At 54.4% G+C, this 22,569-nt stretch carries 12 protein-coding genes; 6 read left to right on the forward strand and 6 right to left on the reverse strand.

The window, feature by feature from the left end; translation table 11 throughout:
* Positions 1 to 289: 289 nt before the first annotated feature.
* Both OSO_RS47300 and OSO_RS0101370 read right to left on the reverse strand, forming a co-directional pair.
* The gene (locus OSO_RS47300) at positions 290 to 2,113 is read right to left on the reverse strand and encodes a serine/threonine protein kinase (RefSeq protein ID WP_010581791.1); all 1,824 of its coding nucleotides are present in this window, start codon (positions 2,111 to 2,113) and stop codon (positions 290 to 292) included.
* Positions 2,114 to 2,180: 67 nt separating this feature from the next.
* Positions 2,181 to 2,795, reverse strand: coding sequence for an RNA polymerase sigma factor (locus OSO_RS0101370; RefSeq protein ID WP_010581792.1), 615 nt, complete (start codon positions 2,793 to 2,795; stop codon positions 2,181 to 2,183).
* A gap of 404 nt (positions 2,796 to 3,199) precedes the next feature.
* Between OSO_RS0101370 and OSO_RS50535 the strand changes: the two genes are divergently transcribed.
* From OSO_RS50535 to OSO_RS0101395, 4 genes are all read left to right on the forward strand, one after another.
* Positions 3,200 to 3,565, forward strand: a complete 366-nt coding sequence (locus OSO_RS50535) for a hypothetical protein (RefSeq protein ID WP_157604932.1) — start codon at positions 3,200 to 3,202, stop codon at positions 3,563 to 3,565.
* Between the two features lie 208 nt (positions 3,566 to 3,773).
* Positions 3,774 to 4,487, forward strand: a complete 714-nt coding sequence (locus OSO_RS0101385) for a hypothetical protein (protein WP_010581795.1) — start codon at positions 3,774 to 3,776, stop codon at positions 4,485 to 4,487.
* Positions 4,488 to 4,628: 141 nt separating this feature from the next.
* Entirely contained in the window at positions 4,629 to 6,950 is a 2,322-nt protein-coding gene (locus tag OSO_RS0101390; RefSeq protein WP_157604934.1) for a caspase family protein, read from the forward strand.
* 187 nt (positions 6,951 to 7,137) lie between these two features.
* Positions 7,138 to 10,665 (forward strand): caspase family protein, encoded by a 3,528-nt coding sequence (locus tag OSO_RS0101395; protein WP_010581797.1) that lies wholly within the window; start codon positions 7,138 to 7,140, stop codon positions 10,663 to 10,665.
* Positions 10,666 to 10,668: 3 nt separating this feature from the next.
* On the opposite strand, the gene OSO_RS41710 is transcribed toward OSO_RS0101395, so the two are convergent.
* Positions 10,669 to 14,412, reverse strand: coding sequence for a [protein-PII] uridylyltransferase family protein (locus OSO_RS41710; protein WP_010581798.1), 3,744 nt, complete (start codon positions 14,410 to 14,412; stop codon positions 10,669 to 10,671).
* A 334-nt stretch (positions 14,413 to 14,746) separates the two neighbouring features.
* Between OSO_RS41710 and OSO_RS0101410 the strand changes: the two genes are divergently transcribed.
* Positions 14,747 to 16,060 (forward strand): BamB-related PQQ repeat family beta-propellar protein, encoded by a 1,314-nt coding sequence (locus tag OSO_RS0101410; RefSeq protein ID WP_010581800.1) that lies wholly within the window; start codon positions 14,747 to 14,749, stop codon positions 16,058 to 16,060.
* 206 nt (positions 16,061 to 16,266) lie between these two features.
* On the opposite strand, the gene OSO_RS50540 is transcribed toward OSO_RS0101410, so the two are convergent.
* Entirely contained in the window at positions 16,267 to 17,145 is an 879-nt protein-coding gene (locus tag OSO_RS50540; RefSeq protein WP_010581801.1) for a hypothetical protein, read from the reverse strand.
* A 16-nt stretch (positions 17,146 to 17,161) separates the two neighbouring features.
* Here OSO_RS50540 and OSO_RS0101420 point away from each other — a divergent pair, with 16 nt between their 5' ends.
* Entirely contained in the window at positions 17,162 to 17,461 is a 300-nt protein-coding gene (locus OSO_RS0101420) for a hypothetical protein (RefSeq protein ID WP_010581802.1), read from the forward strand.
* Positions 17,462 to 18,102: 641 nt separating this feature from the next.
* On the opposite strand, the gene OSO_RS47305 is transcribed toward OSO_RS0101420, so the two are convergent.
* Together OSO_RS47305 and carB are read right to left on the reverse strand one after the other, a co-directional pair.
* Positions 18,103 to 19,092 (reverse strand): Gfo/Idh/MocA family protein, encoded by a 990-nt coding sequence (locus OSO_RS47305; RefSeq protein WP_050985969.1) that lies wholly within the window; start codon positions 19,090 to 19,092, stop codon positions 18,103 to 18,105.
* Positions 19,093 to 19,215: 123 nt separating this feature from the next.
* A complete protein-coding gene (gene carB / locus OSO_RS0101440) occupies positions 19,216 to 22,506 on the reverse strand; it encodes a carbamoyl-phosphate synthase large subunit (protein ID WP_010581805.1) in 3,291 nt (1,096 codons plus the stop codon).
* Positions 22,507 to 22,569 lie beyond the last annotated feature (63 nt).

A 22,569-nucleotide genomic window follows, 5' to 3' on the forward strand; every position in this document is an offset into this window, starting at 1 on the left:
GCACAGCTTCCCGGTTAAATTGAAATCCACAGTGCATCGGCTAGAAACGAAACCAATCGCGATCTTGAGAGGGCAGGAATTCATTCCAGCCAACGTGCTGCCGAGAAAAGGCATTCCGAGAAATTCACATCAACGTCAAACTTCGCCGTAATTTGTAAGTTTTAGAGTTCTCGTAGCAGCCCGAGGAATGGGACTTTTCATTCACGCAGACCCTCAAGCGGGATCTTGGCAATGAGGGCGCAGATGAGGAAACGAAAAACCGGAATTTGAGAAAACCATACTGGCGATTTTAACGCGAATGCGAGAAGGCGATTCCTTCAAAAGTCTGACAGTGTTGTTTCATATACTGCCTAAGAGCTTCTAATTTCTTTCGAACAAGGCTTTCCGGATTTCTTGCGTGTGTTGGCGCGCCGAAATCCTTCCCAATCTGTTCGGTGATGAGTTCTTCAGGGGTAAGCCGTAAAATTGAGTAGTCAGGAAGTCGGGGCCAATCCTCCTTCTGACAAAATGATTCAATCTCGGTCGCAGTCGGAAAAGGTTCTCGCCCCGCAAGGATCAGAAGGAATTCCGTGCCGGGATTGCCCGTCATTGGGACAAGAGTTTCATCGGGATAGCGTATCTGTTGCAACTCGAGTGAAGGTGGAAACGCTTTAAGCTGTCGAACACGATTCTCACTGGTGACCAGCATCAGGACCGCGCCCATCTGGGGCGGGATGGTTGCGGTGACTTCGAGTTCATCGCCATTGCGAAGCGGTACCGCATGCGCCAGATTCGTGAAATTGTCCTGATTCCAGACGCGTACGGTGAGATCGATTGGTTTGGTCGGCGCAGGCATCAATGGTTGCCAAGTTCGTGCCAAGAGTGCGGCGAAGAATACAACCGTCGCAATCCCCAGCAAAATCCTCGCTCCCCATTGTTTGAGATGTGCTCGTTGCGAGTCACGGCGAATGCACCCGTCCAGCGTATTTGAGAACTCAGTGGCGGATGCGAACCGATCGGCAGGTGATTTCGCCAACGCTTTTTTACAAATTCCGACAAGCTGCTTCGACGCCTTAGAGGCGATCAAAGCGTCGCGGTCCCAGTCGCAGTCATACGCTCGTTCAAACGCCTCTGCGAGCGTGTTGGCCGTGTAGAGCGGTTTCCCTGTCAGCAAAAAATATAGCACCCCTCCTAAGGCGAAGATATCTGTTGCGGGGCAAACCTGGTCCGACACCGGATTTGTTTGTTCCGGAGCCATGAATTCTAGTGTGCCGCTGACTCCAAGATCGCTCGCGTCTGATCTGCTCCACGCCGTTCGTTGGCGAGATAAGCCAAAATCCAGCAATCGCGGTTCGCCTTCCGTGTCGAGCACGATGTTATTGGGCTTGATGTCGAGATGCAGAACTCCTGCAGCGTGGACCTCTGCCAACGCTTTCGCCATGGTTGCCACGATCTTTGCGGCGTCGTCGGGCAGAGGGCGACGCTGTGCATACCATTGGCTGAGTGTTTGACCTCGAACGTATTCTAACGCCAAGTAGGCGTCGCCCTCGATCGTACCCGCATCGAAGACGCGGGCCAGATTCGGGTGAGACAATGAGGCCAGGATTCGAGCTTCCTCAACGGATCGAGAAACCCGAGAGGAGTCACTTGCGAGGCCGTCGCGGCGGGCGATCTTCAGAACAATTTCCTGGCTCAAATCTGGATGAACGGCACGGAAGACTCTGGACTGTCCACCCTCGTCGAGCGGAGCGATGAGGATATAACGGCCAAATGGGCGAGGAAATGGAACCGATTCACGAAGTGTCTCATCATTGATTGACAGGGCATGAGGGTCGCCCCGCGATTGATTTTCGAACGCGTGATGAAAAGTGAATTGCTGTCGAAGTTGCTGTTCAATTTCTGGAAAGCGAAGAAAAAACTCCAATTCCTGTGGTTGGCCCCCATACTGTTCGGCGAGCACGTATTCGGCGTAGACAATGTCGACAGCGTCGTCTGGAGTGCAATTCGCGCGAAATTCAGGTGTCAAATACTCTTCAGCGCGCGCGAAATCGCCTTGAGCCCAACGTTTCCGCAAGTCTTCCCAGTATTCGGCGACGAGTTGCGTCGACGATTTCGAAAGGTACGGAGGGTTCACGGGACAGGCCTTTGAAAGTTGACTTCAGGCAACAACCATGCCGCCCTCGCCACGCATCCTTCGTGATTCATCGCTCGGATCGAAGTTGTGTGGATTTGACGTCATTTGCGTTCTCGCGAAATCCGATCCGTTTTGCGGCATCATCAATTGCGCGAGTCATCCGTTTACGGAGCGCCTCGGGGGATGCCCCTAATTGAGCAGCCAACTGCTCCCACGGAGTTCCACTCATTCGCTGTTCGATGAGGTATCGCTCGTCATCAGAAAGTTGCTCTTGCACCAGATTTAAGATTTCCTTTGCGGCCATCACTTCACTGGGTGACTCTCCTGGCTGGGCTACCTGAGCCAGCGCTTCATCACCTGTGCCTTCCATCCGTCGAACATCACGTCGGTCTGCCTGCGCATCTCGAACTCGGTCGTACAACTTATTGCGCGCCATCGTGAGCAAGAGTGCTCTCAATTGCGCGGGATCATTCAGTTCAAGATCACCCGCCGAAATCTCAACGAAAAATTTCGAGAGAACGGACTGACAAATGTCCAAAGAATCAAAAGTTCGTCGAAGTGAAGGGGACGTGAGTCGGAATCGGATAAAGCGGCGGACAAGGGGCTCATAATTGTCAACTAATGACGCTGCCGCATCCTGGTCACCAGATTTGACGCGATCGAGCAGAGTTTGAAACTCCATGACGTCTCACATTGTTTAGAACACCACACTGTATCGAAGAATACGGATCGCGGTACCGCGGGACTAAAATAGTGATCGTAAAGCACACTATGATGTCCTGTCAAAGCTTGGGCATGACTATTCATTAGTGCCACGCATTCATGCGGTTTGGACGAGCGAAATCTGTTGTCACACAAGAAAACTTGGTTTTGTCGCATTCGATTGTTCGAGCGTCTCGAATCGCGGTTTACGGACGCCGTGAAGCACCGATTTCGTCCTTCTTCAAAAAAAGAATTGAGAATTCTTGAAAATTTTGTCCGCTTCGCAAGCGGATTCCGTTTGGATTCGCGGAGGCGAATGACAGTCAGTCAAACTGGTTGACGATTGGTCCCTGCAGAACCCCAAAAAATGCACAAGGAATTATCATGAAAACGTTTGAGGCAAAGTTGGCTGCTGCTCTGGTCGTGTTCGGAGTGTTCATCGGAAGTCAGTCAGTCGCATCCGCCCAGGGCGGTCCTGGGAATGGCGGCTATGGACACGGAGGCCACGGTCATGGTGGTGGCTATGGAAATGGTGGGGGATATGGCCACGGCCATGTTTACGGAAGCGGTGGCGGTTATGGACATGGATATGGGCACGGTGGTGGGGCGTGGTCAGGTTCGGTTGGCCCCGTTTGGCACAATACGACTCATTGGGATTACCGCCCCGGACAAGTGGTTTCCCATGGGAACCACTCGCACTATATCCCTGGCCACTACGACCTGCATCGCACCGGACACCTTCACTACTAAGTGGCTGTATCCGGAAAAATCGATGTGAAGGAAAATTTGTTCAGTGTCGTTTGCTTTCCTTGCCTTGTGTCGGTTGAATAAGGGGACGCGTGTGCATTACATGCATCCCCATTTGTGAAGATCAACGTTCGTTAATTACCCAAAGTTGCGGATGGTTCTCCCCCGCACCGCAACCAACAACATAGGGGTTATTCGGAAAGGTGACGAGATGATTCACAAGACGATTATGTTCGGGTTGCTCATAAGCGGACTCGCCTTTAATTGCTGGGCACAAGACGCAAAGAACGACAGTTCGAAAGTCGTCCACAGCAAAGTGACGGATGCGAAGAAGTGTTGCGGTTCGGCGTGTACAGTAAATTTTCCCAAGGAACTCGGCCTGTCGCTGGAGTACCTTGATGGAATCGGCCACAGAATTTCGGTCGCTCGCAAATCGCCTGACCCTGTCGAACTTGCCTTGGCGGCGCAAGCATTGTCTGTTGCGGAAAAAGTTTCCGGCAAGAAGGCGTCCATCACCTCCGAGCAAATCCTGACCGAAGCCCTCGAGCTCGCAAAGTTGCGGGGAATCTCCAATGAATTGTCCGCCGTGGCAATTCTAGTTCCTGAGTCCAAAGCGGATTTCGATAAGCAAATCTCAATCGCCAAGAAACGAGAAGCAGAAGCGAAGCAGAAGACGGAATCGGGCGAAGGCGACAAGGAGTTGCTCGGTCGTTTGACGGTCATCAACCATTCGGGCGAGTGTTTGAAAATCTTCGTCAGCGGGCGTTACAAGGGGACCGTTCACGAAGGTGAAACGATCTCGTTTCATGTTCATGATCACAATCAAGCGACGCGACTGGATGCAATTTGTGAATCAGATAATGACTTGGTAAGTCAGCAGTTCGTGTTTGGTCACAATCACGATTTCATCTGGCACGTTCACTGATTCGTTCTGGCGTGATTGCGAACGATGCGGTTTTCAACGCTGTCGACCAAGGACCAGGCAATTCCCTGGTCCTTCGGTGTTTCTTGCCAGCGAGCGTATGGTCATCTGCGAACTGAGACTCATTTGCTTGGAGAATTGCTCATGCGGAAATCAGTCATACGATTCCTCGTGATGGCCGCGTTTTTCAGTCTCAGTTTCGTTCGAATTGCGATCGCTCAATCAGCCGGACCAATTTCCGGAAGTTCGACAGAGAAATTCGCGTTGCTTGTGGGGTGTTCGGAATACGTCAACATCGAAGGGCGCAATCTCAAGGGGCCGACGAATGACGTGCGTGCGTTCGGGCAGGCCTTGGTCACACAGTTCGGATTTCCTCCGACAGAAGTGCGTCAACTTGTGGGATGGCCCGATGATCTTTCCAAGCGTCCGACTCGTGAGAATATTGTCCGCGAATTTCAGTCACTCATTGACCGTGTGACGCCAGATTCTCAGGTTGCGATTTACCTGTCGGGACACGGAACGCGAGTCGCACTTCCTGAATTTCAATCCGATCCACTCGATCCAAAAAATGTCGAGCTTGACGGATATGATGAAGCATTTGTCGCTGCTGACGCGAAGGCGGAAAATGGCGAATTGAAAAACCTGATTCTTGACAATGAATTTGGTGACTGGCTGGATGCAATGCAGGCAAAGGGGGCTCATGTTTGGATTTTGTTCGACTGCTGTCATTCCGGGACGATGGCTCGAGGCGCTGATGATGAAAATCCGCGAGAGCTCCTTCTCAGTCAAATTGGACTGACTGCCCAATCCGGTCGCCCTGGTGATGGCGAATCGAAAACAACGCCGGTGGCAAAACCGCCCGCTGTCGCCGACCAGCTTGGTGAAGGGGATGGAATGATCGACTCTCGCGTCCAAATAGAACGGAAAGGGTCGCTGGTTGCGTTCTACGCAGCGCAGCCGTTTGAGACCGCTCCGGACCTGCCGTGCCCGATGAATGCCCCGCCAGCTCGCGAGAACTATTTCGGACTACTGACCTATACGACATTGCAAACGCTGCTGAATGAGCGAGGCACCTCAACATTGACGTACCGCGAGCTCGGAAACATCGTACAAAAGCGATATCAAAAAGAACGTGGAACACGCGGGCCTACTCCCAGTTTTTCGGGAGCCTTGGACAGAGAGATTCTCGGGCAGCACGAGTGGCGAGGACGTTCGCAGTTTACGCTTAAGTTGCAAGAGGGACAGTGGATCGTCAATACGGGTGAGTTGCAGGGGATCACAACGGGATCGATCTTCGCTGTCTACCCTCCCGCCGGGACCACATCGTCAGAGACCCTGGTAGGGCACGTGCGTGTGGTGAGTGCGTCACCGACGTCAGTCAGGGTTGAGCCGTGCGAGTACGATCAACGGCCTGCGATGCCGACCGAGACACTCACCGAATTGATGGAATGCAAAGTGGTCACGCGCGCCGTCGGTGATTTTCGAATTCGTCTGGCTCTGAACGCACCGCACGATGATTTGAAGTCCTTGGGCATTGTGGCTCAGAAAGTCGTTGAATCTGTTTCAGCAAAGATCTCGGAGTTTGTCGAGTTTGTTCGGGCAGATCAGCAATCGCAAACTGATCTTGAACTTCATGCCGTCACGCCCCGTGAAGCCGAAGATCTTTTTCACATTAAGATTCCGGATGTGAGAATCTTGATGACCAGCCCTGGTGAACTGCGCGGCGAGCCTGTCGCCCGTGAGAGCTGCGTTGCGAGTGAACGGCCGAAGGGGCGCGTCCCGCATGTCTATCAGATCTATGATCCGAACGATGGCGCACTGTTTCGGGCGGCACTCGAGTCTGATCTTTTGAAGTTCTTCTCGTGGCGACAACTGTGGCGATTGTCGGGCCGTCTGGCCGGTAGTGAGTCCAGCACTTCGAGTGATATCAAAGTAGAGCTTTGCAAAATCGAAGGTCCTCAGGATGAAACCGGAGGGAAACCATTCGATGGGTCTTCCGTTGATATCGGGCAGCATTTAGAGCTGCGCGTGAAGAATGAGAGTGCCGACAGAGTCTGGATAACGCTGATATTTTTGAACTCTAACTGTTTGATTGACGTTCTGCCTGCGGAGCAATTGAATCGCCTAGGCTCAGTCGGAGATTCACTTCAGCCATTTCGCTTCCGCGTATCAAGTTCTCGATCAGGTCGTCAGGCCTGGCTCGTGATCGCTTCTTCGGCGGAAATCGACCGACAACAGCCTGACTTTCGGTTTCTGTCTCAAAGCGGCCTCGGCAGGTCAACAAAGCAGATTTCAAGCGGGCATCGCGCATCGACATCCCCATTTGAGAGTCTTGTTCAGGCAATCGCCGGTCAAAAGCAAACGTTTCGCGGTGAGAGTCTACCTGCAACAGGGGCTGCTCCAACCCTCATTATGCGTTCATGGAATGCCATTTCGACCTCTGATAAGCCACTTGAGTCACGGTAAGTCGTCGAGTGCGGTGTAATGGGTTAGTTCGTGCAACTTGGTACTTGCAATAGTGAACGTGCGGTCTGTAGTGTATTTGATCTGCGGGGTTCGTCATTCCAATGGAGGGATGATGCCCGCGCACCTCAGGGAAGTCAGGTGCGAAGTTGCCACGGACGGTTCCGTCATCGTGCAATGGAATTAGAGTATGGCTTACCGTCGCCATGTCATCGCTTTGATCGTCTGTTTTGGCCTGCAAGGGATGCCTTGCATTGCCTATGCGCAGGGCGCGGACGAAGAATTGGGGTATCTTCCCGTTGGCGCATCGGCAAACTTAAACACGGGTTACACGAATTCCTGGGCCCTGATTGTCGGTGTGAATTACGAGAAGACGAATGTGCCGAACGCCGCTCGAAATTTGGTTCCGACACTTAAGAATGCAGAGAATGACGCCAATGCGTTGAAAAAAGCGTTGGTTGAGCTTTACGGTTATCGCAACGACCACATCGTTCTTTTAACCGGGGCAAGTGCCACAAAAGAAGCGATTGAGAAATCATTGAATGAATTCAAGGATTCGCAGCGAATCACCAAAGATGACAGCCTGTTAGTTTTTTTCTCGGGACACGGCGCTCGATTGGAGAACGAGGCGAATGAGCGCGGGGCGATATACGGTGCCAATGTCGAGTTTACAGAGGGAGGTAAGCTCAAAGGCGGTTACCTTCGGATGCATCTTGATTTGATGAAGACGCTCGACGAGAGCATCACTGCCAAGCACAAATTGCTGATTCTTGACTGTTGCCATTCAGGCGAAATTTTTTCGCTCCACGCACGAGCCCGAAGCGATGCGGATGATCGTCGTGCATTGGCACTGTTTGAACGTGCGAATTCGATTCAGGCGATTGCATCGTGCCGGGATCGACAGCGTGCCTCGGACGGTAGCGGTGAGCATTCGCCTTTTACTGCCGCATTCCTGCAAGCGATGCGCAGGATTCCCGCGCGAGAAAGCGTTGGTTCAGTCTCGTCGCTCAGGATTGGTGTGAATCAATTGTTTACGTTCATGCTGCCCGAATTGAAGAATTTACCCAATGGTCAAAGCCCAGACTGCCGTCTGCTCGGCGATGTGGACGGCGAGTTCTCGTTTTTCCCCTCGAATACCAAGGAAGCAAGGGAAGAATTTGACAAGTTCCGTACCACGGATAGTGAATTTCGTGCATTGCAAGCGATGGTTCCGGGCGATCATGGAAACTGGTGGTTCGAAGAAATGCCCTGGTTCATTCCGAGCCTACGGCTGATGATCCTCGACAACGCGGCCATGCCTCGTTCGGGACTGCAGTCGTCGGCAATCAGCAAAGAAGAACTGCGGACGCTCGCGGCGGAACTTCGACGGGCCTTAAAGAAAGATCTTGAGGACTCGACTGCGGGAGTGAAGCAAGATCTGTTGCGTCTGCGGCTGAAGCATTTCACGGGATTGCTGAGCGTCAGTGCGAACGATTCAACACAGGTCGTCAGTTCCATCGTGAAAGATTTTGAATCGCTTGCGCCGGACGTGAAAGATCACTTGTCCGCAAGTGATCTGCACTTGCTGGCGGTCAGTAAGCACTATCTCCATCGGAAGACGGATGAGACGGAAGATGTTGAGGCGGTCGAGTTTGCCTATACGAATGCACTCAGCCGATTTGACGTCAATAAACCAAACGAGCTGACTTTGAAGTCATTGTGTTATGCCGACTATGGGCAGTTTCTCAGTGTGTTGAAACGTGACTACGAGAAGTCGGCATTGCAGTTTCGAAGTGCCATGACGTTGTTTAGTTCTGACCTCGCCAGGGAACTGACTTCATCGAGTTCGCGCGAACTGGCACCCACGGACCCCAATTCCGTAACGTCCATTGGCGCAGAAGCGAAATCGCCGCGAATCGTCGCGGGGAACGCACCTGCAGCGTTCCGTGTGTTTGTCTTGTGCTCAGAAGCGTTGGCTTGGCAAAACCAAAATCATTGGGGAAAAGCCAACGAATTGCTCTCTGAAGCCCTGCATGTTGCCAGAGACTTCGATGTGGACCATGAACTGACGGTGTTTGTTCAGAACCAAATTGCCTGGTCGTTGATGGTTCAATGGAGAGTTGACGAAGCCAGGCAGTTTTTCGTCAGCGCGAATTCGATCTTACTCAATTTGGCTAAATCGAATTTTGACGCTATACCGCAAGTTGACCGGTCGCGCCAGAAAGAATTTGAGACACTGCTGGACTATGATTACAACGCGCTGGCTCGCTATCTGCATCATCTTCATGGACTGGCGATGGCGAAGCGATTTTGTGGGCACCATGTCGAGGCAATTTCAGACTACCGCGAGATCGTTCGGATGATCACGTTGGCTTTGGAGCATCTGAAGCATGTCAACGCCAATCAACAGAAGCGTATTAACCCCAGCCAGCGAATTGCATCAGACTTGGAGAGTTTATTTCTTAATCGCTTGGTCAATTCTCAAGAACGACTTGCAGACTGCAGTCTTTTCGGCGATCCCGATTGTCCCGATCTTCAAGAATCGGCCGATGACTATCGTCGGGCGCTTAATGCATGCTCGTTCCTGCCACGAGGCGACTTGCGTGAGAACATGCGTGTTGGTCTGCTCTACAAATTGTCGCTAACTCTCAGCATTCCTTCTTCGAATCAGGATTTGGAGCTTGCACGTGCGTATTGCCAAGAAGCGATGGCGCTGAGAAAAACCTTGAACATCCGCTCGACGGAACCAGTGGGAACTCTTGGTCTGATCACTGAAGCGATTGTCGAGATGTTCTCTGCTTCGAATGCCACTGAATCCAAGACTGAGTCATTAAGTAAGCTCCGACGTCTGATCCATACATTGTGCGATGAGCTTCGCGGAAAACACCATCGAGATCAGTCTGAGACACTTTTGCTGGCGGCGAAACTTCTCGTTGATCAGGTACCCGCCGAGGACAGGTATCATCTCGCTGAGGATTCAGAGTTTCTGCTCTACTTGTGCCGTTTGATTCTTCCGCGAGGAGCATCCGCACCGAACAGTGGGCATCTTCGAAAGGAGATCGGAACATACCTGCGCCCTTACTACGACACCGTCATGCGAAACAAGCTGCGGATGAAATCTCGACATGTCAAGGACTTGCTTGAAATTCAATGGGAGGCGACGCGTAGCGAATTCTATGCAAAACCGACTACGCCACAGCCTGTGCTTGCGTTGTATCTCATGGACAAAAATTGTTTTCTATTGCTCGACATTCCAGGTGGGGCCAGCAAGCACTGTTGTCTGGAAGGAAGCTACTACGTTTCGGCATTGACGCGTGCCAGTGAAGGCCGGGCGGACCCATTGCCTTTGCCGGAAGAAATTCAGCAGGAGGTGGTCAAGCTTGCGAAGCGAGCGAACGTGATGTCACAGCCCCGACCACAGAACAATGGTACGGACGGTGACGAGAAGCCGGTATCGCAGGAGACTGCATTGCAATTACGTTGGGTGGATGCCATGCGTGGATTGCCACATCTCTTGAATGTGGCCGAGTCCACAGTTCCTGCGGATTCGAGCAGTCGAAGTGGGCTTGTGCAGACCACGTATACGGTGACATCCGAAAGCTCTGGAGAGCCTAATGTTGTGAACGACGGTAACGAAGGAAAAGAAACCGTCGATGCTCAAACTGCGAAGAAAGTGATTTTTTCTCGGTTTCCATTCATCCTTCCGAATGAAATCGCGGTTGAGTTGCGACCGAATTGAAACTTAGACTCCATTCGCGGACAGACGTCTGACCATGTCGTTGACGGTTTCTGAGTGCAGGGCGAGGTCGCGTTTTAGCTTTTGCGTGGCGGACCCGTAGCCCAGGCGGCGGGCGAGAAACTGGAAGTCGTCGCCGATATTGGCGGACACGGTCAGGTCGCGGGCATCACCTCGAACCATTCGCAGGGCGTCGATCAGTTTCCGGAAGAAGCCGTATGCATCCCGCAAGGCCCGATGATCCAGTTCCGAGAGAACCCCGACGCGGCGCATTTCGTCCATCGCGATGCAGGTGTTGGTGACGCGCAAACTTTCGTGCCGTGATCCATGTGTAATCTGCAACGCCTGAACGAGGTACTCGATATCAACCAACCCCCCTGGGCTGAGCTTTGCATTGAATTCGCCGGCCGACACGAGTTGTCGGATTTGTCGTTCACGCATCGCCCGCATTGATGCGAAGTCGAAAGGGGGCCCTTCGTACAGAAACTGGTCACGCAGAGCGATCAATTTCTCGCCGAGCGCCGGATCGCCCGTGATGGGCCTGAGTTTGATGAGGGCCTGCCGTTCGTACGGCCAGGCCGCTCCATTCGGGTCGAAGTACCGCTTGAAGGCGTCAAATGAGACTGCCAAGGGCCCCGAGCGACCATAAGGACGCAGCCGCGTATCGATGCGAAAAATCCCCTCTTGCCTTGCCCGAATCGAATGCACGCACCCTTCGACCAGTCGTTGAAAGAAAGATGCGTTGGCAATCGATTCCCGCCCATCGGTCATTCCTTCTTCATCATAGACGAACAGGAGTTCGATATCCGAGGCGAATCCCAACTCGCGTCCGCCGCATTTGCCGAGTGCACAAACCACCAGGGACGCTCGATCGCCGTCGGACCTTTTCGGGACGCCATAGCGATCGTGGAACTCGGATTCATTCAGTTGCAGACTGGTGGCGACGATCACTTCGGCGACATCGGTCAATTCTTCCGCAAACTGATCAAAGTCTCCGCAGCGTCCGAGAATGTGCCGAAGATCGATGCGGAACATTTCGCGATCTTTGAAGTCATTGAGATCGCGTCGTCGCTCGTCGGGATCATCCGTCGCCGAGAGTTTGATCGCGAGATCGCGCCACAACAGCGTCTTCGATTTTGCGGTTTCGATACCTTGAATGTCACTGAGAACGGGGAACAAATTGGCGTACTGCAGCCGCAAGAAATCTTCCCACAGAAAATCGCTGACCCCCAGGAGTTGGGCCAATGCCGAGAGCACCTCGGGCCGATCCAGCGACGAAAGCTGTTCTGTCCAGTCAGGCTGCTGGAAGAGTTGGCTGACGAAGGCTCGAAAGTGCAGCAACGCGGCTTCGGGATTGGGTGACCCCGGCAGCAGGTGCGTGAAATGTTTGATCAGGACGACGGCCGCCTGGAGTTCCTGACGGCGTGCCTCGTCCAGAATCTTGCACTGCCGCTGGGCATCGGTGACATACAGAATATCGGCGGCGCGGTCTCCCTCAGAACTGATCAGCACCTGTTCGATGGCGATTCCACAAAGTGCCAATGCGTTTGTCAGTTCGTACAAGAAGCCGATCGTGTCTTCGCCATGAATCCGAAGGACGGTGAATCGATCGTGAGAATGATTGTCGAAGCTCACTTCCAGCGGCGAGGGTTTGGTGGCGAGGTCGGGCGAATCTTCCAGGGCTTCGGCCACGCGCGAGGCGAGTCGCCCCTGAGCTTCGTCGCCGCGTCCTGAACGAGCCAACTGCACCAGGTCGATCAGGTCCGATTCGTACCGGTGCCAGACTTCACCCATCACCGCTTCGATCGACGAACGCACAGTGAAGACATCGACGAAGTCGCGAAAGGCGATTTTGTGCTTCGATCCTTTGCCAAAGTTTTGTCCGGTTGAGGCGAACCCTTCAACGATGTCGAAGCCATAGACGAAGAGTAGTCCGCAGATCAGGGACAGTTCACCAGGCTGATCAATGCCAATGACCTGAACTCGCCAGGTGCCACCGGGCTGCGATGTGGCGTCGACTCGGACTGGCTGCTCGTCATTCAGCGTTGCCAGTCGTTGCAGATGCTCGCGTCGCTCGTCCTCCGAGAACACATTTTCATACGACGCAATGGGATCGACGCTGGCCGCTGTCGTGCGGGCTGCGGACGCACCGTGACTGGACGCGTCCAGTTCATTCGCAGCAGGCAATGCGTTGTCAGCAGCCGCATCGTACGTTTTCGTGACATACTTTTCGTAGACCGAACGAATCGCCAGGCAATGCTGGCGATAGTGCGAAATCAGGTGTTCGCCGTCGTGAAAATCAAGACGGCGCGCCAGCGAAGTGATTTCTGCAGGATCGGTTGGCAGTGAATGTTCCTGGCGGTTGTGAAGGAGCTGCAGCGAGTGCTCGATCGTTCTCAGGAAGACGTATCCTTCGGACAAACAGCGGTATTCATCCGCATGGATCAGGTCAAAATCCGCCAGGCGAACGAGTGCTGTCAAAGTGTTGGCGGATCGAATTTGTGGCAGGCGTTGTCCATGGATCAATTGCAGAGACTGGATGACGAATTCAATATCACGAATCGATCCACTTCCCGATTTCACTTCGCCGAATGAGCGGCCGCGACGTTCCAGTTGTGCTTCGATCTTTGACTTGGCGGATCGCACGCTGGCTCGTACTGTTTCTGCCGGATGACCGAAGATCATCGGGGCCGCTTCGAGGAGCAGTCTGCGCCCGACGGCATGTTCGCCCGCGACGACACGCGCTTTGACCAGGGCTTGCTTCTCCCAAAGTTCCGCTTGTTTTCTGAGATAGTCAAGGTACGCGGGGACGCGGACGACCAATTCGCCAGCGCGGCCCCAGGGTCGCAAACGCATATCGACGCGATACAGGAATCCCTCGCCCGTGGCATCTTGCAGGGCCTTGATCAGTCGCTGGGCGAGCGTGACCGTCTCCATGTCGCTCATCGTCGGGGAAACGGGCGCATGGCCCGGGCCGCCGGGCGGATTCAAAGTGGCTGTGGGGGCCGACGCCCTGAAATGTGGTTCGATGCTTTGTGTGAGAAAAACCAGGTCAATGTCTGAACTGTAATTGAGCTCTTCCCCTCCCAGTTTTCCCATCGCAATGACGGCAAAACCCGCGGGATTGACACCCAGTTCGGCGGCGACCAATTGAAGGCACGTTTCGATCATCCCGTCCGCGAGCAGGCTGAGCTGCACCGTTGCGGCTCGAAAATCGACCAGTCCGAACGCGTCACATACGCCTATCCGAAGCAGTTCCGATCGTTGATATCGCCGCACGGCATCGAGCTTCGCATCGAACATTGCTTCGGAGGCGGCCACGGCGAGCGCCGCGGAGATGAACTCGTCACGCGTCTTGAGGTCGGCCAACCAGCGGTTTTGAATTAATTTCCGCAGGGCGGCGGGATCGCGGAGTAATGTTTCCGTCAGGTAGCGACTGCCAGCAAACAATTTCACCAGCATTTCGATCGCGCGGGGATTGTCGATCAGAAACTGGTACAGCTCGGCCCGGTCGTCCGATCTTTGGACGTATCGCTGAAAATCGACGAGCAATTCGTCGGGTGGCGACATTTCTGCGATCGCTTGCAGGAATCGGGACAAACATTCCTGGGCGTTCGTCGGGCCTTCGAGCGCAGCCAGTCGGGCCTGGGCCTCATCGGCGTCACGAAATATCGGACGCGCGGGACGTTCGCTCGATGCGTTGTCCGGGTTTGATTCAGGAACAAGTAACGAGGGGAGTTCTTCGTTCATACCTGCAAAACTACCAAATGGCCGGTCGTTCTGCGACGCGCGGTGCAATGACAATTCGCCGTGTCGATCCGATGCCTGAACAAATGATTCATGCGTCATCCACTCGAGTCGCGGAGCATTTCAAGGGCGATTCCTGGGAGTTGATGAAACTTCGGGCCGCGTGGATGTGCACAACTCGAGATCGACAATCTGGATCAGGCATCCTTGAAATCATGGTGTCTGAGTTGCGGATGCCGTTCCGTCAAGGTTCAATCGACGAGCCGACTGTTTTGACTGCGTTACGCCCTGATTGCAAAGCGTCGAACCTCCATACTTAGTCGAGAAACTTCTACCAATGCCGCATTCTCATTTTTCTCTCTCGATTGCGAATCTCGTTCTTGTCGGATGTGTTCTCTGTCACTCGGCCGCATTCGGAGAAGAATCACGTCTGCTGGGTGGCTCAGCCGTTCGATTCGTTCGCTCGACGGATTGGCCCTGGTGGCGGGGACCGTTACGAAATGGTGAAGCGGCGGCCGATCAGAAAGTACCACTGCATTGGAGTGAGACGGACAACGTCGTGTGGAAAAGCCCCATTCCGGGGCGTGGCCACAGTTCACCAACCATTGTCGGAGATCAGATTTTCCTTCTGACTGCCGAAGACGACCGTGATATTCAGTCGGTGCTCTGTTATCAGCGGTCGTCTGGAAAGAAGCTCTGGCAGTCCGATGTTCACCAGGGGGGATTCGACCTAAAAGGGGCCAAGAGCAACGCGAAAAGCACTCTGGCGAATTCGACGGTCGCCTGCGATGGCGACCGGATCTTTGCGAACTTTCTGTTCGAGGGTGCGGTCTACACGACAGCACTCGACCTGAACGGTAAGAAACTGTGGCAAACTAAGATCACGGATTATGTCCTCCATCAGGGCTTCGCGTCGTCTCCTGCCGTCTATGAGAACCTGGTGATTGTCTCGGCGGACAACAAGGGAACAGGTCTGATCGCGGCATTGGAACGGACAAGCGGGAAAATTGTCTGGAAGCAAGAGCGTCCAAAACTGCCCAACTATACTTCGCCGATCATTCTCAGCGTCGCGGGCCGCGAACAGTTGATTTTCAGCGGCTGTAAGCTGGTCACCAGCTTCGAGCCACTGACGGGGAAGAAGCTGTGGGAGATCGAGGGTTCGACGGAAGAATGCGTGACGTCAACCGTAACGGACGGCCAATTGATCTATACCAGTGGCGGATATCCCAAGAATCACCTGGCGGCGGTGCTTGCCGACGGGTCTGGAAAAATCGTCTGGGAAAATGGCAGTCGCGTCTATGTGCCCTCCCTGTTGCTCAAGGACGGATATTTGTATGCGATGTTGGATGCCGGTGTGGCCGTCTGTTGGAAGTGCGATACCGGCCAGGAGATGTGGAAGGAACGCGTGGGGGGCACGTTTACGGCCTCGCCCGTTCTGGTCAGTGATTTGATTTTTGCGATGGACGAATCCGGAAAGACGACCATCTTCAAAGCGTCTCCCGAAGGATTCTCTCTCGTTGCCGAAAATCAGCTTGCCGAAGAGGCGTTTGCGACACCGACAATCTGCGGCGGACAAATCTTCGTGCGAACAGCTTCAACGACGGACGGAAAACGTCAGGAGTGGCTGTACTGTCTGGGTGAGAAGAAATAAACGATCCCCGCCGATGCTGCCAAAAGGCATCGTGATATCGAACTGATGTTGCGTTTTGGCAATGATGCGAAACGTAAACGTCCATGAATATTGAGTTTTCGATCGTTGCGCGTTTTGCCCAACGTCGAAATCAGTGCTAGTGTTCCCCTGTCATGATTGATGACGACCACGCGTTGGCCGCCGATCAATTCGCGCTGTGCAATTCGTCAGACACGTTTCTGCGTGCCGCACGCGCCTTGTTTCATACACGGGGAGTCTATCGTGAGTCTGAGTTCAATTCTGTCTGGCATTGCGTCCGCACTCAATTCAACGACGTCGTCGGGATCGTCTAAAGGCAGTTCCACAACGTCATCGTCTTCTGGAAAGGGGACATCGGGGGCAAGCGGTTCGTCAGGGACCTCGGCCGCCACAACAGCTTCAGGGACAACGTCCACAACATCGTCCAGCAGCCAGAATACAACGACCAGTTCAACCCCGGCGAGTTCGACAACTCCGACCAGTCCGACCACTGCCACGGTCGATCCTTTAGTTTCGGCGTCAACGGCTTTGGCGACAGTCGCAAGTCCGTCAGCCTCGTCGACTGCTGCCGCATCATCGGGAGCCACGACCACCGTGGGAACTTCATCGGGAACAACGGTCGATGTGGCGAGCATCGTGAGCAATGCGGACGCGGTTGCATCCGTCGTCTTGTCCGGTTTCGGAAGCTCGACTTCGGCCGGTACTTCTGTGGCGATTCCAACGAGCCCACCGACGACATCGTCGTCACCGACATCGTCGTCACCGACATCGTCGTCACCGACATCGTCGCCACCGACATCGTCGCCAGCCAGTGCTACAGCGACATCGACAAGCGGATCCTCCGCGCCCGTCGCGACGACGTCTGCGTCAGCAAGCAGTTCGGCCGCGGCCTCAACAAGTTCGCAAGCGACTGCGTCGTCACAAACGACGGCGAAACCATCGACGACATCTGCCAGCAGTTCGTCGATACCCAAATCGACAACAACGACTTCAGGGCAAGCGACATCGGCGGCGGTGAAATCGACCGCAGCGTCGACAAGTTCAACGGCCAGTTCAAGTGCGACCAAAAAGTCTCAGGTCGCGGTGACGCCTGAAGCGGATTTGAAGGCCACGATCAACAGCATCAAGAGTGCGAAAAATCCGAAGGATGTCGCGACGGTCATTCAAAATTTCATCGGTCGACAAGATCAGAAGTCGTCCTCCGTCTTGAAATTGCTCTCTTCGTTGAATTCCAATGGTGTCAGCAAACCGGATACGTCACGTCCCGCCGCTTCGTTCAATGGTTTCAACGCGGCAACGGCAGGGCTTGGTTCGTATCAGCAGGCGAATGCAACTCAGAGCAAATCCGCCCATTCGAGCAGTGGTGTGTCGATTTCGGGGTGATCGGGTTTGTCACGGATGGCCGTCGTATCTGTCCTTGAGGATGAAAGATTGGAGTTCCAGGGGATCGGGGACCGATCCCCTTAGTGAACTTCCGCACCGAGTGAACTTCCGTATGGATTGATCTTCCGTGTTGGGCAATCGTCCGTGCTGGGCGACAACGGTCGCTTGCGGCGATCTTTTCGGCGTCGGGTTCGAAAGTTCAATCTGGTGATTGTTCAATTCGCGGGTACCGAACGAAGGGTGGCGCTCTTATACCGCCACCGAGCGCATGACGTGGACCGATGATGCCAACGATTCATGGCCGACGAATTAAACCGGGATCGACTCGTCGCTCGCGAGTGGCGACGGGATTTTACCATTGTCCTTGCTGTGTGCAGGAAGTTCTGGTTCCCGCTCGTCGATTGAATTGGTACGAATATTTCTGGATGGCCCTGCTGCTGCGCCCTTGGCGCTGTCGTCATTGCTTCCAGAAATTTATTCGCGGGATCATCTAAGCGGCACAGCCACTCTGTCCAGACGAGACGGCGGCCGCAGCGATTGAACGGCCAGTTGAACTCAAGAACGTAACCGCGACTTGGATTTCGCGACTCGATGGCACTTGTAAGCCCCGGTGGCGTGTGTCCCGGTGACGTCAGCAGGCCTCAGCCAATCTTGACGGGCCGATTTGTGCGGCTGGATTCCAGAATCCCTTGCGTCATGTCGTAGACAGGCAGTGCGGATTCGGGTGGTGACAAATCGTCGCGACCAAGCAGAATCACGTCGAGAAGTCCGCTGACAGGATTGGAATCGGGCTCATCCAGCGGCAGTAGTTCACGTTTTTCGTGATGTGCAATCCAGAGTTCCTCGTGGCGAACCATCAAATCGGCACATTCACAATGGATATGCAGGTCTTCGCCGAGATACTGGGCATTCCCGACAAAATCCATGGTCACGGGGACGTCGTCTGTCAGCAATGCCGACACACTCGCAAGGATCTCGACGTGACTCCCGCACTTTTTGCTCCGTGCGAAGACGTCGACCGGCCGCAATCCGGTGGCGAAAAAAATCAGGTCGACTTTATGGCTGCCCGCGTCGGTAATGAATCCGCCGGTGTTTTGACTTGGATCGTCACGCCAGGTGCCCGCAATACTCGACTGCCAGTTCTCGACATTGTGCGAGTCGATCGATCGGACGGCACCCCAGCGACCTGATAACACTTCCCGTCGCAGCGTTCGATAGAGCGAGGTAAATCGTCGTTGATAGCCTAGCGAGAAGATTTGTTTGCGAGCGCGGCAGGATTTGGCCCGTCCGATCAGCGACAGAATCTGTTCCCGATTCGACGCCAGCGGCTTTTCACACAGTACGTGAAGCCCGCGGTCCAAACAGGCTTCTGCCTGAGAATAATGTTCCGCTGTTGGCGTGCAGATGATCGCAGCATCGAGATCGTCTTGACCCAGCACCGCAGAAAGTGTGTCACAGACGCGTGCGTCTGGCCACAAATCGAGCCGTAGGCGTTCTGCCGTATCCGGAAAAGCATCAAACAGGGCCACGACTTCGCCGCGCCCGTCGGCGATCATTTTTTCGCTATGGTGGCGGCCCATACGCCCGCAACCAATCATGGCAAAGCGGAGTTTCGCCGTACTTTCCATCATCCGTTCCAGGTTGTGACGATCACCTTCATTGGGACAGCCTCAGTCCGCGCACCAGCAATCGACCGTGCTGCTCGAAACACGGTCGATCGAGCTCGTGCTGAGGAAAGACAACTCTCCCGCTTATTACTTGGCCTGTTCGGCCGCCCAATCCTGAATCGCTTTGACTTCTGGAGTCGGGTGTTCGCGAAGGGCCTCGAGCGCCTGAACGAAGGCAATGCATCCTGGCAGCGTCGTAACACACGGAATTGCATTGACCACCGAAGCCGATCGAATTCGTCCTTCGTCCGTTCGAGCTCCCTTGCCGCTCGGGGTGTTGAAGATTAGCGCGATCTCTTTGTTTGCCATGTAATCCAGCAGGTTGGGACGTCCTTCCTGCAATTTCTTGACGGTATCGACTTCCAATCCGTACTCGCGGAAGACTCGCGCCGTACCACTGGTGCACAGGATTTTGAAGCCAAGCCCCTGAAGTCGCCGCACCTGATCGATGAGCGCGTGTTTATGCGGACCAGACAGGCTGATGAAGACGGTTCCGGATTTCGGCAGCTTGTTGCCGGCGGCAATCTGACTTTTCGCGAACGCGATCGGAAACTCGTTCGAGATCCCCATCACTTCGCCCGTCGATTTCATTTCTGGGCCAAGGATGATGTCGACGCCCAAGAAGCGATTGAACGGGAACACGCTTTCTTTGACCGAGGTATAAGTCGGCACGACTTCACGCGTGACACCTTGTTCCTCAAGTGAAACATTTGCCATGATCTTGGCCGCGATCTTCGCGAGCGACACGTTCGTGGCTTTCGAAACGAACGGCGATGTCCGGCTGGCCCGAGGATTGACTTCAAGGATGTAGACGACGTACTCGGAAGGCGTCCCCGTCACTCCCGGTTGCGTGGCATCTGGTGCTCGTTTAACGGCAAACTGGATGTTCATCAGGCCGCGCACATTGAGTTCTCGTGCCAGTGCGTAGGTGGCCTGTTTGATTTCTTCGATCACTTCCTGTGGCAGCGAATAGGGAGGCAGCACACTGGCGGAATCGCCTGAGTGCACGCCGGCTTCTTCGATGTGTTCCATCACACCGCCGACGAGCGTCAGTTTGCCATCCGAAATCGCATCGACATCGACCTCGACCGCGTCTTCCAGGAACTTGTCGACCAGCACGGGACGGTCTGGCGAGACGTTGACCGCCTCGTTCATATACTTGGTGACAGTCTCTTCGTCGTAGCAAATTTCCATCGCCCGACCGCCCAGCACGAAGCTGGGGCGAATCAAGACGGGATAACCGATTTCGTTTGCGATCAGACGTGCGCCCTGTGCGTCGAACGCCGTTCCGTTTGGTGGCTGCCGCAGTCCGATCCGCTCCAGAATTCCCTGGAATCGCTTTCGATCTTCGGCGGCATCGATCATGTCCGGACTGGTTCCGATGATTTTGACACCGGCGGCCTCAAGACCACGCGCCAAGTTCAAGGGCGTCTGTCCGCCGAACTGCACGATGACGCCGTCTGGCTGCATGCGATCGCAGATATTCAAGACGTCTTCTGTGGTCAACGGTTCGAAGAAGAGCAAATCCGAGGTGTCGTAGTCGGTCGACACCGTTTCCGGATTCGAGTTGACCATGATGCTTTCGATTCCGAGTTCGCGCAGCGCGAACGAGGCCTGACAGCAGCAGTAGTCGAATTCGATGCCTTGTCCAATTCGATTGGGCCCACCGCCCAGGATGATGATTCGCTTTTTGTCGCCTTTGGCGGGCGTTTCGTCTTCAGATTCGTAGGTCGAATAGTAATACGGCGTGTAGGCTTCAAACTCGGCCGCACAGGTGTCGACTTGTTTGAACGTGGCCACGATTCCCAGCTCTTTACGCCGGGCCCGGACATCCATTTCCGTTTCGTCCCACCAGAAGGCGAGCTGTTGATCCGAGTAACCGTGCCGTTTCGCCTTTCGCAGCAACTCGATGGGAACATCTTCGAGATTGCTGAACTCGCGGATTTCGTTCTCGACAACGATCAGATTGCGGATTTGATCAAGGAACCAGGGGTCGATATTGGTCAGTTCGTAGACATCGGCAACCGACATTCCGGCTTTGAACGCATAGCGAATATAGAACATTCGCTGTTCGTTCGGTCGTGAGAGCATGCTTTCCAGTTCATCTCGGGAAGGCTGCTTCGGCGTTCCCCAGAGATCCTTCTTACCGCCACCCAGTCCGAAGTGGCCAATCTCAAGTCCCCGCAGGGCCTTTTGCAGCGATTCCTGGAACGTTCGACCGATGGCCATCGTTTCGCCGACGGACTTCATCTGAACTGTCAGTTCCGAGTCAGCATCGGGGAATTTTTCGAAGGTCCAGCGGGGGATCTTGGTAACGACATAATCGATCGTCGGTTCGAAACAGGCCAGAGTTTCACGCGTGATATCGTTTTGGATCTCATCCAGCCGGTATCCGACTGCCAGCTTGGCCGCGATTTTTGCAATCGGAAACCCGGTGGCCTTTGATGCGAGGGCGCTGGATCGGCTGACGCGCGGATTCATTTCAATCACGACCATGCGTCCGTCTCGCGGATTGATCGCGAACTGAACGTTGGAACCGCCCGTTTCGACGCCGATTTCACGCATGACGGCGATCGTTGCATCGCGCATCCTCTGATATTCTTTGTCGGACAGCGTTTGGGCCGGTGCGACCGTGATCGAGTCCCCAGTATGAACGCCCATCGGATCGAAGTTTTCGATGGCGCAGATGATCACGACGTTGTCGGCGTTATCGCGCATCACCTCCATCTCGTACTCTTTCCACCCGATGATGCTCTCGTCGAGCAGCACTTCGTGAACGGGTGAGAGTTCGAGACCTTTGCGGACCTTTTCCTCAAATTCATCGCGGTTGTAGGCGATGCCGCCGCCCACGCCGCCCAGCGTGAAACTGGCTCGAATGATCATCGGCAGGCCGATTTCTTCGAGGGCCAAACGTGCTTCGTCAATGTTGTGGACGATGCGGCTGCGGCACACTTCCAGGCCGATCTTGATCATGGCCTGTTTGAACGTGTCGCGTTCTTCCGCCTTCTTGATGACGTCGACGCGTGCGCCGAGCATTTCGACGCCGTACTTTTCGAGGACCCCGTGGCGGACCAGGTCCATTGCGACGTTCAAGCCCGTTTGGCCGCCGAGTGTCGGAAGCAGCGCATCCGGGCGTTCAACTTCGATGATCTTCGCGACGTATTCCCAATTGATCGGTTCGATGTAAGTTCGATCCGCCATTTCGGGGTCGGTCATGATCGTGGCGGGATTGGAATTCACCAGCACCACGATGTACCCCTCTTCGCGAAGGGCTTTACAGGCTTGTGTCCCGGAATAGTCAAATTCGCAGGCTTGACCGATAACGATAGGACCAGAACCGATGATCAGAATCTTGTGAATGTCGTCGCGACGAGGCACGGCGGCGGACCTTGATGTGGAGCAGATGGCAGGGCATGCATGCGCGACCTCTTCGCGTGGCTA

It is taken from the genome of Schlesneria paludicola DSM 18645 (assembly GCF_000255655.1).
Lineage (GTDB): Bacteria > Planctomycetota > Planctomycetia > Planctomycetales > Planctomycetaceae > Schlesneria > Schlesneria paludicola.

What these genes read in the sequence shown, in the direction of transcription:
- OSO_RS0101370 (WP_010581792.1), bottom strand. Translation starts at nt 2,795, where the DNA reads ATGGAGTTTCAAACTCTGCTCGATCGCGTCAAATCTGGTGACCAGGAT.
- OSO_RS50535 (WP_157604932.1), top strand. Translation starts at nt 3,200, where the DNA reads ATGAAAACGTTTGAGGCAAAGTTGGCTGCTGCTCTGGTCGTGTTCGGA.
- OSO_RS0101385 (WP_010581795.1), top strand. Translation starts at nt 3,774, where the DNA reads ATGATTCACAAGACGATTATGTTCGGGTTGCTCATAAGCGGACTCGCC.
- OSO_RS0101390 (WP_157604934.1), top strand. Translation starts at nt 4,629, where the DNA reads ATGCGGAAATCAGTCATACGATTCCTCGTGATGGCCGCGTTTTTCAGT.
- OSO_RS0101395 (WP_010581797.1), top strand. Translation starts at nt 7,138, where the DNA reads ATGGCTTACCGTCGCCATGTCATCGCTTTGATCGTCTGTTTTGGCCTG.
- OSO_RS41710 (WP_010581798.1), bottom strand. Translation starts at nt 14,412, where the DNA reads ATGAACGAAGAACTCCCCTCGTTACTTGTTCCTGAATCAAACCCGGAC.
- OSO_RS0101410 (WP_010581800.1), top strand. Translation starts at nt 14,747, where the DNA reads ATGCCGCATTCTCATTTTTCTCTCTCGATTGCGAATCTCGTTCTTGTC.
- OSO_RS47305 (WP_050985969.1), bottom strand. Translation starts at nt 19,092, where the DNA reads ATGATGGAAAGTACGGCGAAACTCCGCTTTGCCATGATTGGTTGCGGG.